Annotated in this window: 15 protein-coding genes and 1 tRNA gene; 6 read left to right on the top strand and 10 right to left on the bottom strand. The window is 70.9% G+C overall.

Translation table 11 applies throughout. The features are described from left to right. Positions 1 to 102: 102 nt before the first annotated feature. The 6 genes from groL to ASG04_RS03670 form a co-directional block, all read right to left on the bottom strand. Entirely contained in the window at positions 103 to 1,725 is a 1,623-nt protein-coding gene (gene groL / locus ASG04_RS03695) for a chaperonin GroEL (RefSeq protein ID WP_056120544.1), read from the bottom strand. 329 nt (positions 1,726 to 2,054) lie between these two features. Further along, positions 2,055 to 2,258: a cold-shock protein gene (locus ASG04_RS03690; RefSeq protein ID WP_056120541.1), complete on the bottom strand. Its 204-nt coding sequence runs from the start codon at positions 2,256 to 2,258 to the stop codon at positions 2,055 to 2,057. Between the two features lie 259 nt (positions 2,259 to 2,517). Continuing rightward, a complete protein-coding gene (locus ASG04_RS03685; protein WP_082517796.1) occupies positions 2,518 to 3,084 on the bottom strand; it encodes a LytR C-terminal domain-containing protein in 567 nt (188 codons plus the stop codon). After that, positions 3,081 to 3,539, bottom strand: a complete 459-nt coding sequence (locus ASG04_RS16990; RefSeq protein WP_235515425.1) for a DUF3263 domain-containing protein — start codon at positions 3,537 to 3,539, stop codon at positions 3,081 to 3,083. The genes ASG04_RS03685 and ASG04_RS16990 overlap by 4 nt, the downstream gene beginning before the upstream one ends. A 107-nt stretch (positions 3,540 to 3,646) precedes the next feature. Next, a complete protein-coding gene (locus ASG04_RS03675; RefSeq protein ID WP_056120535.1) occupies positions 3,647 to 4,732 on the bottom strand; it encodes a DUF2332 family protein in 1,086 nt (361 codons plus the stop codon). Continuing rightward, the gene (locus ASG04_RS03670) at positions 4,729 to 5,205 is read right to left on the bottom strand and encodes a GNAT family N-acetyltransferase (RefSeq protein ID WP_056120532.1); all 477 of its coding nucleotides are present in this window, start codon (positions 5,203 to 5,205) and stop codon (positions 4,729 to 4,731) included. The genes ASG04_RS03675 and ASG04_RS03670 overlap by 4 nt, the downstream gene beginning before the upstream one ends. 55 nt (positions 5,206 to 5,260) lie before the next feature. Here ASG04_RS03670 and msrB point away from each other — a divergent pair, with 55 nt between their 5' ends. Both msrB and ASG04_RS03660 read left to right on the top strand, forming a co-directional pair. Then, entirely contained in the window at positions 5,261 to 5,671 is a 411-nt protein-coding gene (gene msrB, locus ASG04_RS03665) for a peptide-methionine (R)-S-oxide reductase MsrB (protein ID WP_056120529.1), read from the top strand. 42 nt (positions 5,672 to 5,713) lie between these two features. Further along, positions 5,714 to 5,789: transfer RNA gene (locus tag ASG04_RS03660), tRNA-Thr, on the top strand. 179 nt (positions 5,790 to 5,968) lie between these two features. On the opposite strand, the gene ASG04_RS03655 is transcribed toward ASG04_RS03660, so the two are convergent. Then, positions 5,969 to 7,000, bottom strand: a complete 1,032-nt coding sequence (locus ASG04_RS03655) for an aldo/keto reductase (RefSeq protein WP_056120527.1) — start codon at positions 6,998 to 7,000, stop codon at positions 5,969 to 5,971. A gap of 54 nt (positions 7,001 to 7,054) precedes the next feature. Then, on the bottom strand, positions 7,055 to 7,840 hold the full coding sequence (locus ASG04_RS03650) for an alpha/beta fold hydrolase (RefSeq protein ID WP_056120524.1): 786 nt from the start codon (positions 7,838 to 7,840) through the stop codon (positions 7,055 to 7,057). A 33-nt stretch (positions 7,841 to 7,873) separates the two neighbouring features. Between ASG04_RS03650 and ASG04_RS03645 the strand changes: the two genes are divergently transcribed. Beyond that, a complete protein-coding gene (locus tag ASG04_RS03645) occupies positions 7,874 to 8,566 on the top strand; it encodes an NAD(P)H-hydrate epimerase (protein WP_056120522.1) in 693 nt (230 codons plus the stop codon). 23 nt (positions 8,567 to 8,589) lie between these two features. Here ASG04_RS03645 and ASG04_RS03640 read toward each other — a convergent pair whose 3' ends face one another. After that, positions 8,590 to 9,531: a 2-deoxy-5-keto-D-gluconate 6-phosphate aldolase domain-containing protein gene (locus ASG04_RS03640; RefSeq protein ID WP_082517793.1), complete on the bottom strand. Its 942-nt coding sequence runs from the start codon at positions 9,529 to 9,531 to the stop codon at positions 8,590 to 8,592. A 58-nt stretch (positions 9,532 to 9,589) separates the two neighbouring features. Here ASG04_RS03640 and ASG04_RS03635 point away from each other — a divergent pair, with 58 nt between their 5' ends. After that, on the top strand, positions 9,590 to 10,483 hold the full coding sequence (locus ASG04_RS03635) for a neutral zinc metallopeptidase (RefSeq protein WP_056120516.1): 894 nt from the start codon (positions 9,590 to 9,592) through the stop codon (positions 10,481 to 10,483). A 41-nt stretch (positions 10,484 to 10,524) separates the two neighbouring features. On the opposite strand, the gene ASG04_RS03630 is transcribed toward ASG04_RS03635, so the two are convergent. Further along, positions 10,525 to 11,469, bottom strand: coding sequence for a DsbA family protein (locus ASG04_RS03630; protein ID WP_056120513.1), 945 nt, complete (start codon positions 11,467 to 11,469; stop codon positions 10,525 to 10,527). A 278-nt stretch (positions 11,470 to 11,747) separates the two neighbouring features. Here ASG04_RS03630 and ASG04_RS03625 point away from each other — a divergent pair, with 278 nt between their 5' ends. After that, positions 11,748 to 12,848, top strand: a complete 1,101-nt coding sequence (locus ASG04_RS03625; RefSeq protein WP_056120510.1) for an ABC transporter ATP-binding protein — start codon at positions 11,748 to 11,750, stop codon at positions 12,846 to 12,848. Positions 12,849 to 12,987: 139 nt separating this feature from the next. After that, positions 12,988 to 14,301 carry a DUF4032 domain-containing protein gene (locus ASG04_RS03620; protein WP_056120507.1) on the top strand — a complete coding sequence of 438 codons (1,314 nt, stop codon included), beginning with the start codon at positions 12,988 to 12,990 and terminating at the stop codon, positions 14,299 to 14,301. Positions 14,302 to 14,418 lie beyond the last annotated feature (117 nt).

The raw sequence follows: 14,418 nt of genomic DNA, 5'->3' as shown, positions 1-14,418 counted from the left end.
TGGGGGGGCAGGCGGGGTGGGGGGTGGCGGCGGGACGGCCCCCGCGCGCGGAAGGGCCCCCGCACGCGCAGCGTGCGAGGGCCCTTCCGTGTCAGGACTGGATCAGAAGTCCATGCCACCCGTCGGGTCGCCAGCGGGAGCGGCACCAGCGCGCTCGGGCTTGTCGGCGACGACGACCTCGGTCGTGAGGAACAGACCCGCGATCGACGCAGCGTTCTGCAGCGCCGAGCGCGTGACCTTGGCGGGGTCGATGATGCCCGCGGCGATCAGGTCGACGTACTCACCGGTCGCGGCGTTGAGGCCCCAGCCCGCTTCGAGCTCGCGGACCTTGGCGGCGACGACACCGGGCTCGAGACCGGCGTTGAGCGCGATCTGCTTGAGCGGCGCGTCGATCGCGACGCGGACGATGTTCGCGCCCGTCGCCTCGTCACCCTCGAGCGTGAGCCCGTCGAGCGCGACCTTGCCGGCCTGGATGAGGGCGACGCCACCGCCGGCGACGATGCCCTCTTCCACAGCGGCCTTGGCGTTGCGGACGGCGTCCTCGATGCGGTGCTTGCGCTCCTTGAGCTCGACCTCGGTCGCGGCACCCGCCTTGATGACGGCGACGCCACCGGCGAGCTTGGCGAGGCGCTCCTGGAGCTTCTCGCGGTCGTAGTCGGAGTCGGTCGCCTCGATCTCGGAACGGATCTGACGGACGCGGCCCGCGATCTGCTCGCTGTCGCCGGCACCCTCGACGATGGTGGTCTCGTCCTTGGTGATGACGACCTTGCGCGCCTTGCCCAGCAGGTCGAGCGTGGCGTTCTCGAGCTTGAGACCGACCTCTTCGGAGATGACCTGGCCACCGGTCAGGATCGCGATGTCCTGCAGCATGGCCTTGCGACGGTCGCCGAAGCCCGGGGCCTTGACGGCGACGGACTTGAAGATGCCGCGGATCTTGTTCACGACGAGCGTGGCCAGGGCCTCGCCGTCGACGTCCTCAGCGATGATGAGGAGCTGCTTGCCCGCCTGGATCACCTTGTCGACGACCGGCAGCAGGTCCTTGATGTTCGAGATCTTCGAGTTGACGATCAGGATGTAGGCGTCCTCGAAGACGGCTTCCTGACGCTCGGGGTCCGTCACGAAGTACTGCGACAGGTAGCCCTTGTCGAAGCGCATGCCCTCGGTGAGCTCGAGCTCGGTGCCGAAGGTGTTGGACTCCTCGACGGTGACGACGCCTTCCTTGCCGACCTTGTCGATCGCCTCGGCGATGAGCGCACCGATGGTCGGGTCCGCGGCCGAGATCGACGCGGTGGCGGCGATCTGGTCCTTGGTCTCGATCTCCTTGGCGTTCGCGAGCAGCTGGTCCGAGACGGCCGCGACGGCCTTCTCGATGCCGCGCTTCAGCGAGACGGGGTCCGAACCGGCGGCGACGTTGCGGAGGCCTTCGCGGACGAGGGCCTGGGCGAGCACGGTCGCGGTGGTCGTGCCGTCACCGGCGACGTCGTCGGTCTTCTTGGCGACCTCCTTGACGAGCTCGGCACCGATCTTCTCGTACGGGTCGTCGAGCTCGATCTCCTTGGCGATGGAGACACCGTCGTTCGTGATCGTGGGGGCGCCCCACTTCTTCTCGAGGACGACGTTGCGGCCGCGCGGGCCGAGCGTCACCTTCACGGCGTCGGCCAGCTGGTTCAGGCCGCGCTCGAGGCCACGACGGGCCTCTTCGTCGAAAGCAATGATCTTTGCCATGTGAGTTTCTCGTCCCTCCCGGACAACGTGGGGGTCTTCCGGCACTCAGCGTGACCGAGCGCCTGCGCACACGGCGTCAGCCGGTGCACCTGGCACTCAGTACGACCGAGTGCCAAGCCCGATTCTGGCACTCGACCCCTGAGAGTGCAACACGCGGAACGAGCCCGACCGCCAGGACACATGGACCGAGCCCGACCGCGACGACACCCGCGACGCCGCGGCCCGGCACACGCGACGCCCCGCCCGCCAGGACACACGCGCCGCCCCTGCCCGACACGGACGAACGCGCCGCCCCCGAGGGGACGACGCGTTCGCGAGTGGTTCGGCGACTACGCCGGACGCACCGACTCGGCCTGCGGGCCCTTGGACCCGGTTCCGACGTCGAACGTCACCGCCTGGCCCTCTTCGAGGACCTTGTAGCCGTTCATGTCGATGGCCGAGTAGTGGACGAAGACGTCCTGGCCACCTCCATCGACGGTGATGAAGCCGAAACCCTTCTCGGCGTTGAACCACTTCACGGTTCCGTTGGCCATGATCTGTTGCTCCCTGCGGTACTGCTGTAGCGAACGACGGAGCCGTCGGGTGACGCCGTCGGGTCCCGGCCCGGGTGTTCCTGGCGTGCGCACCGAGGTCCGACGACATTCCGATCACGGGTTGACCACTTGTGACTCTAATCAGGAACGACGATCCGGCAAGGGGTGTGACGGACATTTCCCACAGTGACCCCCGGAACTCAACGTGCCGGAAACACAGTTGTTACAAACAGATGCGCGGAATGTCCGAGAACGCCGATCAACCGCTGTAGTCGGCGCCCAGGACGACGCTCACGTCAGCGTTCGGGAATGCAGTCGACTGTTCCACGGCGGTGGTGCCGATCGACTTCGCGATGCCTTCCGCCAGGGCCTTCTGGGACTCCTGCTGGTAGTACACGACGGTCGACGCGGTGCCGGTCGTCCCGGCGTTGCCGCTCGAGGTCACGGTCCACCCGGCGGTCGTCAGCGTCGCCGTGCCCTTCGCGGCGAGCCCGGCGGTCGTCGTGCCGTTGAGGACGACGAGCGTCGTGCTGCCCTGGTCGGACGGCCCGGCAGCTGCGGGCTCGGACGGGGAGGCCGACTCGGAGGGCGCCGCCGATGCCGACGACGACGCCGACGGGGACGACGACGCGTCGGGCCCGGAGAACGAGTAGCTGCCGTTGAGCAAGGCGAGCACGAGCACGCCGATCCCGACCAGGACCCCTGTGGCCAGCGCCGCCCAGGCGAACGCAATCCATCCGCGACCGCGGCGGTGCATGCCGCGGTGCGCCCCGACGCGCGGACCGTCGGTCACGTCGTCGAAACGGTCATGGGGGAATCTCGTCATCGTTCCTCTTCGGTTCGGTGGGGTCCCGGCGAGGTCGCCCCCGCACCCGGCGCGACGAAGCGGCCGGCGCCCGGCGCGACTGAGCGCTCGGCGCCCGGCACGACAGAGCGCTCGGCGTCCGGCGCGACGAAACGGCCAGCACCCGGCGCGACAGAGCGCTCGGCGCCCGGCGCGACAGAGCGCTCAGCGTCCGGCGCGACGAAGCTCCGGGCGGCCCGCGCACCCATGCGGGACCGGCGCAGCCGCTGCAGGCGGCCGACCAGCTGTGGGTCGTACGCGAGCGCCGCGGGCGAGTCGATCACCCGGTTGAGCACCTGGTAGTACCGCGCCGGCGACATGTCGAACTCGACACGGATCTCCGCCTCTTTCGTCCGGTCGTGCCGTGCCCGCTCGTGCTCGAACGCGAGCACGTGCTTGGCGAGCTCGCTGAGCTCGTCCGCGGGGATGGTGGTCACGACGGGTCCGATCGCGTTCGGGGAACAGGTCTCGCACATCGTAGGGGTCCGGTGGATGCCGACCCTGGCATGGCCCTGGACTGTCGCGGAATCGCCCTCGCGGGCTCTCAGACCCGGCGGAGCCACCGGACGACGGTGCCGAACGCGTCCGACACGGCGACGGCCCGCCCGTCGAGCGAGAGCGTCGCGAAGTCGTCGGGGTCGGCGGGGTCGACGTCGTCGGGCAGCGTGCTCGCGACACCGGTCAGGATGCCGGTGCGCTCGAGCGCGATCCACCGGAGTCCACGCTCGCGGATCCGGTCGACGACCTGCTGCCGGGCGGCACCCGGCACGTAGACGAGCGTGCCGGTGGTCAGGACGACGGGCTCGCAGCCGGCCGGCAGCGCGTCGACTGCGCGGTCCAGGTCGTCCGGCACACGGCCGGTGATCCGGACGGGAGGCACGGTGCGCGTCGCCGAGATCGCCGCGCGCATCAGGGCGATCCGGTCCAGGGCCTCCGGCGGGACCGCCTGCGACAGCCGGTCGAGTGCGTCGGGCGCCGCCGGGTCGATGGGGTGCGGGTCGAGGGCGACCCGCGCCGCGACGCGGATCGACCTCGATGCCGGCGCGGGCAGCACTCCCGAGGCGTCGGCGACCAGGTGGACGGACGGATCCTCCGCGGGCGCGGTGTGCATCCGTACCGTGCGGTGTCGCACCCCTTGACGGACGTCGCGCCCCCGCGCACCGGGGCGCGACGTCGCGACGGGGGTGCGATCCGGATCGGTGTCCGGAGCGTCACCCGCTGCGACGCGGTAGTCGAGCGTCACCCGGTCCGGGATCGAGCACAGCCCCGCGGACGCCCCGACGTCCACGAGTCCGAGCGGCCGGTCGACCGACTCGGCGAGCGCCGCGACCAGCGGGACGACGGGACCGAGCCGCCGCGGGTCGTTGGCCTGCACCGTCGCGGTGGTGAGGGCCGTGACCAGGGCGGGGCGGGCCTCCTGTCCGAGTGCGCGGAGCGCGCCCGGGTCCGACGGGTCCGCGCCCAGGCTGCGCGCGACCGCGAAGAGCAGTTCGGGCTGACGCTGGGTCGCCGGGACCCGGTCGAGCAGCGCGACGAGGTCGTCGTCGAGCGACCGAGCCCAGGCAGCGTAGGACGGGGACACGGTGGCGATGCGGTCGGCGTAGGCCGCGTAGCGCTCCCGCGTGCTCACGCGCTCGCCGCGCGGTACATCCCGACGTGCCGGATGCCGGCCTCGACGTAGGGCTCGTCGAACCGGACGAAGCCGTGTCGCTCGTACAGTGCGGCGACGTACTCCTGGGCGTGCAGGACGATCGGTTCGTGCCCGTGCTCCCCGAGCACCGCGTCGACCAGGCGACTGGCGATGCCGATGCCGCGGTGCTCCGGGTGTGTGGCCACCCGCCCGACCACCCAGGCCGGTGGGGCGCTGTCGGCGGGGTGCCGCTCGTCGGTCGACGGCCGGATCAGTCGCAGGTACCCGACCGCTTCGGTGTCGGTTCCGAACCACCAGTGCTCGGTGTCCTCCGCGCGGTCGCGGCCGTCGAAGTCCTCGTCCGTGACGCGTTGTTCGAGCGCGAACACCCGATTCCGCAGCCGGACGATGCCGTACAGTTCGTCCGTCGTCAGGCGGGGCCATCGAGTGCGGTGCACGGAATGCTCGGACATCCGGGCGAGTTTACTGAAGTGGTCGAAGAACCCCGACCGGAAGCAGGAGGAACCCATGGCATACAACGTCGAAAAGAGCGACGCCGAGTGGCGCGAGGAACTCTCCCCCGAGCAGTACGCCGTCCTCCGGCAGGCCGGCACCGAGCGGCCCTGGACCGGTGAGCTGCTGGACGAGGAACGTGCCGGCATCTACACCTGTGCGGCGTGCGGCGCAGAGCTGTTCAAGAGCGGCACGAAGTTCGACTCCGGCTGCGGCTGGCCGTCGTTCTACGAGTCGGTCGACCCCCAGGCCGTCACGCTCATCGAGGACAAGTCGATGGGCATGGTCCGCACCGAGGTCCGCTGCGCGAACTGCGGGTCGCACCTGGGGCACGTGTTCCCCGATGGCTTCGGCACCCCCACCGGCGACCGCTACTGCATGAACTCGCTGTCGCTGAACTTCTCCGAGAAGTCCGCGGCCGAATAGCACGCGAGCCAGGGCCCGCGCATCGGTAGGATGAGCGGGTCAGCCAGCATGGCGCAATTGGTAGCGCACCGTACTTGTAATACGGGGGTTGCGGGTTCAAGTCCCGCTGCTGGCCCCAGCAGAGCGAGAGCCCCGAGCGACAGTGTCGTTCGGGGCTCTCGGCGCAGGTGGAACACGGATCAGGAGTGTTCCTGGCGCTCAGCACGGTAACCAGCCGGCCGTACCGGAAGGATGACACCGTGCGGAGGGGCTCGTCCAGGCCTCCTGAGCGACCTCGCGGCTTCCCGCAACGAATGTTCAGCGACCGCCCTGGATCCTGCGCTCCCGCTGCGCGACACCGGCGGTGCCGTAGGGGTAGTCGTCGATCCGCGGAGCGCTGGCGTCGGTGAGCGACCGCAGCTCGTCGTCGGTCAGGACGAGGTCGGCGGCACCGAGGTTGTCCTGCAGCTGCGACACCGTCCGGGCGCCGAGGATGACGCTCGTGACGGCCGGGCGTGCGAGCAGCCAGGCGAGGGCGACCTGCGACTTCGAGGCGCCGTGCGCGTCGGCGGCGGCGGACACCGCGTCGAGGACCTGCCACGTGCGCTCGTCGCCGTTGCGGGCCTCCCACGCCTCCATGCCGCGCTCCGGGTTCTCACCGAGCCGCGTCGAGCCGGTGGGGGCCTCGTCGCGCTGGTACTTGCCGGACAGCCAACCGCCGGCCAGGGGCGACCAGGGGAGCATGCCGATGCCCGCGTCGAGGCACGCGGGGACGACCTCGTGCTCGATGTCGCGGACGAGCAGGTTGTACTGGGGCTGCAGGGTCACGGGCGGGGCCCAGCCGTGCGCCTTCGCCTCGTAGACCGCCTTGGTGATCTGGTACCCGAGGTAGTTCGAGAACCCGTAGGTGCCGATCTTTCCCGCGGCGACGGCGTCGTCGAGGAAGCGCAGGGTCTCCTCGATCGGGGTGAGGGCGTCCCACGCGTGCATCTGGTACAGGTCGATGTGGTCGACGCCGAGCCGCTCGAGCGAGGCGTCGAGCGCAACTCGCAGGTGCCGCCGCGACAACCCGAGGTCGTTCGGGCCGTCGCCCTGGGGGAAACGCCCCTTCGTCGCGATGACGACCTGCTGGGCTTCGGTGGGGTGGGATGCGAGCCACCGCCCGATGATGCGCTCCGACTCGTTGCCGGAGTACACGTCCGCCGTGTCGACGAGCGTGCCGCCGGCCGCGACGAACGTGTCGAGCATCTCGTGCGAGGTGGCTTCGTCGGCTTCGCTGCCGAAGGTCATGGTGCCGAGGGTGAGGGAGGACACCGATGTCCCGCTGTTCCCGAGGAGTCTGTATTCCATGCGGCGGACGCTACGCCTGCGCTCCCCCGAGCCGAGAGGCCCTGGCGGTACCGGTCAGCCGGCTTGTCCGAGGAACGCGATCGCCGCTTCGCGGAACGCGCGGCTCGTGGGGGCGTTGAAGTGGTTGCGACCCGGGATCTCGAAGAACTCCGCGTTCGGCGCCGCCTGGGAGAGCCGCAGGGCACTGTCTCGGATGCCGTCCTCGCTGCCCGCCGCCATCAGGACCGGCTGCCCGGGGGCGTTCAACGGCGTCGGCTCGACGCTGTCCCGCATCCCCTCGACCATCGCCACGAGTGCCCGCAGGTCGTTGCCCTCGACGTTCGCCGCCATCGTCAGGTAGCCCTTCGTCACGCGGTCCTCCACCGGGGTGCCGTCGGTGATGTACGCCTGCGCCTGGTCGACCCGGACGCGGCGCATCGGGTCGGCGTCCGGGATCCCGCCGAGGACGGCGCGCGTGATGCGGTCCGGGATGCGCTCGGCCGTGTGCCACCCGACGCGGGCACCGAGCGAGTACCCGAGGAAGGCGACGTCGTCGAGCAGGTAGGTGTCGATGACGGTCGTGACGTCGGCCACCAGCAGGTCCATCGAGTACGCGTCGGGTTCGTGCGGCTTCGACGACGCCCCGTGCCCACGCTGGTCGAGCGCCACCACGCGGTACCCGGCCCGGACCAGGTCGCGGGTCCACCCGGACGCGTGCCAGTTCAGCAGGGCAGCCGAGGCGAACCCGTGCACGGCCACCACCGCGGGTGCGTCGGGGTCGCCGAAGTCGTAGGTGGCGATGCGTCGGCCGTCGGGCGACATGACGGCGCGGGGCTGGGGCGCGGCGGGGACGAGTGACATGACCTCTCAGGGTATCGGGGCACTGTGGCGTCCATGGACGGCTACGGCGGCGATCAGGTCCGAGCGGCGGAGCGACCCCACCTCGACGCGGGCGAACCCCTCATGCAACGGGCAGCGGACGGGCTCGCGCGCATCGTGCGTCGACTCCTCGACGACCCGGCCGAGCGGCCGGACGACGGGCCGGGGTCGGTCCTGCTGCTGGTGGGCAGCGGCGACAACGGCGGTGACGCACTGTTCGCGGGTGCCGCCCTGGCATCGGACGGGAGGCACGTGGAGGTGCTGCGCGTCGGCTCACGCGTGCACGAGGCGGGCCTGGCAGCGGCGCTGGGAGCCGGTGTGGTCCTCCTGGAGGGTGCCCCCGAGCAGCTGGCGACGGACGCGGCGCTCCGCGCCGACCTGGTGCTCGACGCGGTCCTCGGCATCGGCGTGCACGGCGCGTCCGCGCTCCGTTCCCCGGCCCGCGAGGTCGTCCAGGCGATCCGCGAACTCGCCCGCGACCAGCGCGGACCGTTCGTCGTCGCGGTCGACGTGCCGAGCGGCATCGACGTCGACACCGGTGCCGCGGCGGACGACCACGTGCTGCAGGCCGACGTCACCGTGACGTTCGGCGGGGTGAAGGCCGGGCTGCTGCGCGGCCCCGGTGCCACGCTGGCCGGTCGGATCGAACTGGTCGACGTCGGGATCGCGGACGACCTGGCCGCGACGGAGCCGCTCATCCGGACCTGAACCGGACGGCGCGCGCCCGCGGGTCAGATCCCGCCGGCGTCCACGCCGTGCTCGACCCCGCCGCGGGCCTCGAGCCAGGTGTCGACGAAGTGCCGGTAGTTCGCGGCGATGAGGTCCTGGGCAGCCGTGGTGTCGAGGTGCTCGCGCACGACGTCCTCGAGCGGTTCCTCCCAGTTGCTGCGGCCGATCGCGAACCCGACGAAGCCGTCGACCGACGCCGCGGTGCGCAGCCACGCGTCGAGCTGGTCCTGCGGGGCGTCGCGACCGAGGACGATGCACTGCACGGCGTCCCGGCCGTCGCGACGCGCGGTGGCGACGACACGCTCGGCGTCCTCGCGTCGGTCGAGCCCCTCGAGCTTCCAGACGTCGGCCTCGACCCCGTGGTCCTGCAGGTACTCGAGCACCTGCACGACCAGGTCCGGGCGCAGGTCGCGGTCGTAGTCGTCGACGGAGGCCGTCTGCTCGTCGGTGCCGGGGACCAGGAGCTCCACCAGGAACGGCCGGCCGGCGTCGTGCAGGGCCGCGGACACGGCGGCCAGGTCGTCGGCCTGCTGCGCACGACGGTCGGCGTCGAACGCGGGGTTGTCGCGGACGAGCACCTTCACCCAGTCCGGGTCGAAGGCGTCGACGTGGGCCATCCAGTCGTCGCCGTACTCGAGCTCGAACCACTCGCGACCGGAGCGCTCGACGGGCATGGCGAGCTGCAGCCCGGCCTCCTTCGTGAGGCGGGCGACGTCCGCGCCGTAGCGCTCGTCGACCAGCACCCCGGTGTGCTCGCGGGACGCACCGGCGCCCAGTGCCGACAGCACGCCGCGGTAGACGAGCTGTTTGCCCGCGCGGACGCGTTCGGCCTCGGCCTCGTCCGCGGGTTCGCCGCCGGACTCGTCGTAGGTGTGCTCCAACAGCGACGACCGCTGGTCCATCGCGAACAGGAAGAGAGGGTGGGATTCGTCGAGAACGGGCATGCCCCGTGTCTACTCGCGCCCCCGTGCACGCGGGCTCGGCGATCCGTACCCTCGGGGCATGACGTTCAACGACGACTCGCAGCTGCAGGGCGGCAAGGTCAAGCGGCGCGGACGGACCACCGGCATCGCTGCGGGTGGTGTGGGCGGCGTGGCGATCCTGGTGTTCCTGATCGCGCAGTTCACCGGGGTCGACCTGACCGGCGTCCTCGGCGACGGAAGCGGCGTCACCACGATCCAGCAGGACGGCTCCGACGCGTCGCCCGTCGCCGAGTGCCGCACGGGTCGTGACGCGAACGCCAGCATCGACTGCCGCATGGAGGGTGCCGCCGAGTCGCTCGACACCTACTGGACGTCCGAGAGCCGGCAGCTCGGCATCACCTACTCGACGCCCGACTTCTTCCTGTTCGACGGGTCGACGAACACCGCGTGCGGGACGGCCTCGGCGTCGACGGGGCCGTTCTACTGCCCGCCCGACCGCGCGATCTACCTCGACACCGCGTTCTACGACGACCTGCAGTCCAAGTACGGGTCATCCGGCGGGCCGCTGGCGCAGATGTACGTCGTCGCGCACGAGTGGGGGCACCACGTGCAGCAGCTCCAGGGCACGTTCGCCGACACCGACCGCAGCGGCTCCGGCGCCGCGTCCGGGAGCGTCCGCGTCGAGCTACAGGCGGACTGCTACGCCGGCGCCTGGGCGGGGGACGCCGCCACCACGCAGTCGGCGAACGGGACGACGTTCTTCGAGCCGTTCACCCGGGCGCAGATCGCGGACGCGCTGTCGGCCGCGAGCGCGGTCGGTGACGACAGCATCCAGCAGCGCTCGCGAGGACAGGTCGACCCCGACTCGTTCACGCACGGCACGAGCGCGCAGCGGGTGCGCTGGTTCACGCAGGGCTACGAACAGGGTGCCGGCACCTGCGACACGCTCAGCGTGCCCGCGTCCTCGCTGTAGCGCGGCCGCTGGCCGTCAGGCCGGCGGGGTGTCGCGACCGGTCAGGACGCCGACGCGGACGGTGACGCAGTCGGGGTCGGGCTCGGGGTCCGGGTGGGGGTCGGCGTGGGTGTCGGTGTCTCGTCGTCGGCACCCGCGGCGGTGATCACGAACGTGCGGAACTCCTCGTTGGTGAACGGCTGCGAGTACTCGTACCGCTGCCCGTTGACCAGCACCAGGGGCACTCCCGGGAACTCCGTCAGCGTCGTGCCGGGAACGTCGCCGCCCGTGACGGCCGAGGTGCGCTCGTCGACCCACTTGCCGTAGCGCTGGTCCTGGATGCACGCGTTGATGGTGCCGGTGTCGCGCACGCCGTCGACCCGGTCGATCGTCCGCTGCAGCTGCGTGTCCGTGAGCCCGGCGGTCCCCTGCTCCGGCTGCGCCGCGAAGAGCGCGCGGTTGACGGCCCAGAACGCGTCCGGCGACGACTGCGCGACGCACGCGGCGGCGTTGGCGGCACGCAGGGAGTACTTCGTGCCCTGCGAGCGGTTCGACAGCGTCGCGACGGGGTGGATGTCGACCGTGGCGACACCCGAGTCGACGAGGCCCTCGATGTAGGTGCGGTTCGTCTTCTCGAACGCGGCGCACTCCGGGCAGAGGTAGTCGACGTACATCGTGATCCGGACGGGCTCCGCCGAGTCGGTCGAACTCGCCGAGGGCGACGACGACGCGGCGCCGGACACGGCCTTCAGGTCCTGCCCGATGGTGATGCCGCCGCGGGACATCGAGGACGGCCCCGGCCCGGCGGGCTTGGTCGAGTCGACGAGCACCAGCGTCACGACGGTCACCGCGGCGAGCAGCACGACTCCGAGTCCCACCTGGAGACCGATGCGGACACCCCGCTGGCGACGCTTCTGCTGGACACGGGCTCGCTGGGCACGCTCGCGGGCGGCTGCTCGGCGCTGGTTCCGCTCGGCGCGGGCATCACCCTCGGGGCGGTTCGTCATTCGTGGGTCGTCCTCCTGATCGGGGTCCGACCGCGCTCACCCCCGGCACGGCGGACAGACCCGGTCGATCGTAGTGGCGGGCTCTGGGAACCACACAATCAGCACTGGGAGTGCGCCGACCATGCGGCATCCTTGCGGTCCGGACACTGGCGCTCATCGGGGAAGTCGTGTTGTATGAACCTCGTTGGTCGACGACGACCAACCGGGGCCCCTTGGGCGCACCGCTTCACTCGGATCGTCCGGCACGTACCTGCCGGTGGAGAAAGGACCGAACGCTCATGGCGTCCGTCACCTATGACAAGGCAACCCGTCTGTACCCCGGAGGCAACCGCCCCGCGGTCGACTCCCTCGACCTGGACGTCGCCGACGGCGAGTTCCTCGTCCTCGTCGGCCCGTCGGGCTGTGGCAAGTCCACCTCGCTCCGCATGCTCGCAGGGCTCGAGGAAGTGAACTCGGGCGCGATCCGCATCGGCGACCGCGACGTCACCGACGTCCCGCCGAAGGACCGCGACATCGCGATGGTGTTCCAGAACTACGCGCTGTACCCGCACATGACCGTCGCCGAGAACATGGGCTTCGCGCTCAAGATCGCCGGCGTCGGCAAGGACGAGCGCGCCACCCGCGTGCAGGAAGCCGCCAAGCTCCTCGACCTCGAGCAGTACCTCGGCCGCAAGCCGAAGGCGCTCTCCGGTGGTCAGCGTCAGCGCGTCGCGATGGGCCGTGCGATCGTCCGTCAGCCGCAGGTGTTCCTCATGGACGAGCCGCTGTCGAACCTCGACGCCAAGCTCCGCGTCCAGACCCGTACGCAGATCGCGTCGCTGCAGCGTCGTCTCGGCGTCACCACGGTCTACGTCACGCACGACCAGACCGAGGCACTGACCATGGGCGACCGCATCGCGGTGCTCAAGGACGGCATCCTGCAGCAGGTCGGCACCCCGCGCGACCTGTACGAGAAGCCGAACAACGTGTTCGTCGCCGGCTTCATCGGTTCGCCCGCCATGAACCTGCTGCCCGCCAACGTGCTCGAAGGCGGCATCTCGTTCGGCACGCTCAACCACCCGGTCGACCGCGACACGCTCGGCAACGCGCGCTCGAAGCAGATCACCGTGGGTGTCCGTCCCGAAGACGTCATCGTCTCGCAGGGCGGCGAGGGCCTCCCGGTCACGGTCGACGTCATCGAAGAGCTCGGCGCCGACGGCTACCTCTACGGTCACGCCGACGTCAACGGCACGCGCACCGACATCGTCACCCGCGTCGACGGCCGCAACCACCCCTCGATCGGCGACACGATCGTGATCAGCCCGAAGCAGGGCCACGTGCACATGTTCGACTCGGAGTCGGGCGAGCGCCTCGACGACAAGGCCGTCATCAGCGCCTGATCCACTGCACCACCCGGGAGCCCGCGCCCGCCTCACAAGGGCGGGTGGCGGGCTCCCGTCGTACCACCCACCGGACGGGAGGTCCGTGGCGACGCCGCCACGCGCCTCCCGTCTTGCACACCGCACCACAGGAGCTACCGTGCCCGACTCCCTCGCCATCACCGCCGCCACCGTCGACCCCGGGTTGCTCGACCTGCCGTGGGACCTGCCGCTCGACGCCTGGCCGGACGAGACCATCGTGGCCCTGCCGAAGGGCATCTCGCGGCACCTGGTGCGGTTCGTGCACCTGAGCGGGTACGTCGCCGCCGTGAAGGAGACCGGCGAAGAGGTGGCCCGCAGCGAGTACGACATGCTCCGCACGCTGCAACGCATGGACGTGCCCTGCGTCGACCCGGTCGCGGTCATCACGAACCGGCAGTCCGCCGACGGCGAGCCCCTGCACCCGGTGCTCGTCACCCGGCACCTGCGCTTCTCGCTCCCCTACCGCGCGCTCTACTCGCAGACGCTGCGGCCGGACACCGCCACCCGCCTGGTCGATGCCTTGGCGCTGCTGCTCGTGCGCCTGCACGTCATCGGCTTCTACTGGGGTGACGTGTCGCTGTCGAACACCCTGTTCCGCCGTGATGCCGGCTCGTTCGCCGCCTACCTCGTCGACGCCGAGACGGGCAAGCTCTACCCCGGCGGCCTGTCGAACGGGCAGCGCGAGAACGACCTCGAGGTCGCGCGCGTCAACATCGCGGGCGAGCTCCTCGACCTCGAAGCGGGCGGACGCCTGGACGAGAACGCCGACCCCGTCGACGTGTCGAACCGCATCGTCGCGCAGTACCGCACGCTGTGGAAGGAGCTCACCGGCACCGAACAGTTCGACGTCAAGGAGCGCTGGCGCATCAACGACCGCGTCGAGCGGCTCAACGCGCTGGGCTTCGACATCGAGGAGCTCTCGATCCACACCACGGAGGGCGGCTCGCAGGTCCGCATCCAACCCAAGGTGGTCGACGCCGGACACCACCAGCGCCGACTGCTGCGCCTGACCGGCCTGGACGCCGGCGAGAACCAGGCCCGCCGCCTGCTCAACGACCTGGACTCGTACCGCGCGCGGAACGGCCGCGACCAGCTCGACGAGGAGATGGTCGCGCACGAGTGGGTCTCCCGCGTCTTCGAGCCCGTCATCCGGTCGATCCCGCGCGACCTGCGCGGGCGGCTCGAGCCCGCCGAGGTCTTCCACGAGCTCCTCGAGCACCGCTGGTTCATGTCGCAGGAAGAGGAGCGCTCGGTCTCGCTGCCCGAGGCGACCACCGCCTACATCAACGACGTGCTGCGGCACCGTCGCGACGAGCGGCTGCTGATCAACCCGCCGACGTCGTCCATCACCGTGCCGATCCCGGTCGTCGACGCCGACGCTGACGCCGATGTGGACGTCGACGAGGACGAGGACTGGCGCGCGAACGTCTGAGGCGCGCTGCGGTACGGCCCCGAACCCGCGAGGTTCCACAATTCCGGAACCTCGAGGCCGTGCACGGAGCATTCCGGGCACCCGACCGGACGTGAGCGGCGAGTCTCGTCACCTCCT

This window comes from Curtobacterium sp. Leaf183, assembly GCF_001424385.1.
Taxonomy (GTDB): domain Bacteria; phylum Actinomycetota; class Actinomycetes; order Actinomycetales; family Microbacteriaceae; genus Curtobacterium.
This window is presented reverse-complemented; position numbering and strand designations above follow the sequence as displayed.

Excerpts from the sequence above, each read along its gene's own strand:
- groL (WP_056120544.1), bottom strand. The coding sequence starts at position 1,725 with ATGGCAAAGATCATTGCTTTCGACGAAGAGGCCCGTCGTGGCCTCGAG.
- ASG04_RS03690 (WP_056120541.1), bottom strand. The coding sequence starts at position 2,258 with ATGGCCAACGGAACCGTGAAGTGGTTCAACGCCGAGAAGGGTTTCGGC.
- ASG04_RS03685 (WP_082517796.1), bottom strand. The coding sequence starts at position 3,084 with ATGACGAGATTCCCCCATGACCGTTTCGACGACGTGACCGACGGTCCG.
- ASG04_RS03670 (WP_056120532.1), bottom strand. The coding sequence starts at position 5,205 with ATGTCCGAGCATTCCGTGCACCGCACTCGATGGCCCCGCCTGACGACG.
- msrB (WP_056120529.1), top strand. The coding sequence starts at position 5,261 with ATGGCATACAACGTCGAAAAGAGCGACGCCGAGTGGCGCGAGGAACTC.
- ASG04_RS03655 (WP_056120527.1), bottom strand. The coding sequence starts at position 7,000 with ATGGAATACAGACTCCTCGGGAACAGCGGGACATCGGTGTCCTCCCTC.
- ASG04_RS03650 (WP_056120524.1), bottom strand. The coding sequence starts at position 7,840 with ATGTCACTCGTCCCCGCCGCGCCCCAGCCCCGCGCCGTCATGTCGCCC.
- ASG04_RS03645 (WP_056120522.1), top strand. The coding sequence starts at position 7,874 with ATGGACGGCTACGGCGGCGATCAGGTCCGAGCGGCGGAGCGACCCCAC.
- ASG04_RS03640 (WP_082517793.1), bottom strand. The coding sequence starts at position 9,531 with ATGCCCGTTCTCGACGAATCCCACCCTCTCTTCCTGTTCGCGATGGAC.
- ASG04_RS03635 (WP_056120516.1), top strand. The coding sequence starts at position 9,590 with ATGACGTTCAACGACGACTCGCAGCTGCAGGGCGGCAAGGTCAAGCGG.
- ASG04_RS03630 (WP_056120513.1), bottom strand. The coding sequence starts at position 11,469 with ATGACGAACCGCCCCGAGGGTGATGCCCGCGCCGAGCGGAACCAGCGC.
- ASG04_RS03625 (WP_056120510.1), top strand. The coding sequence starts at position 11,748 with ATGGCGTCCGTCACCTATGACAAGGCAACCCGTCTGTACCCCGGAGGC.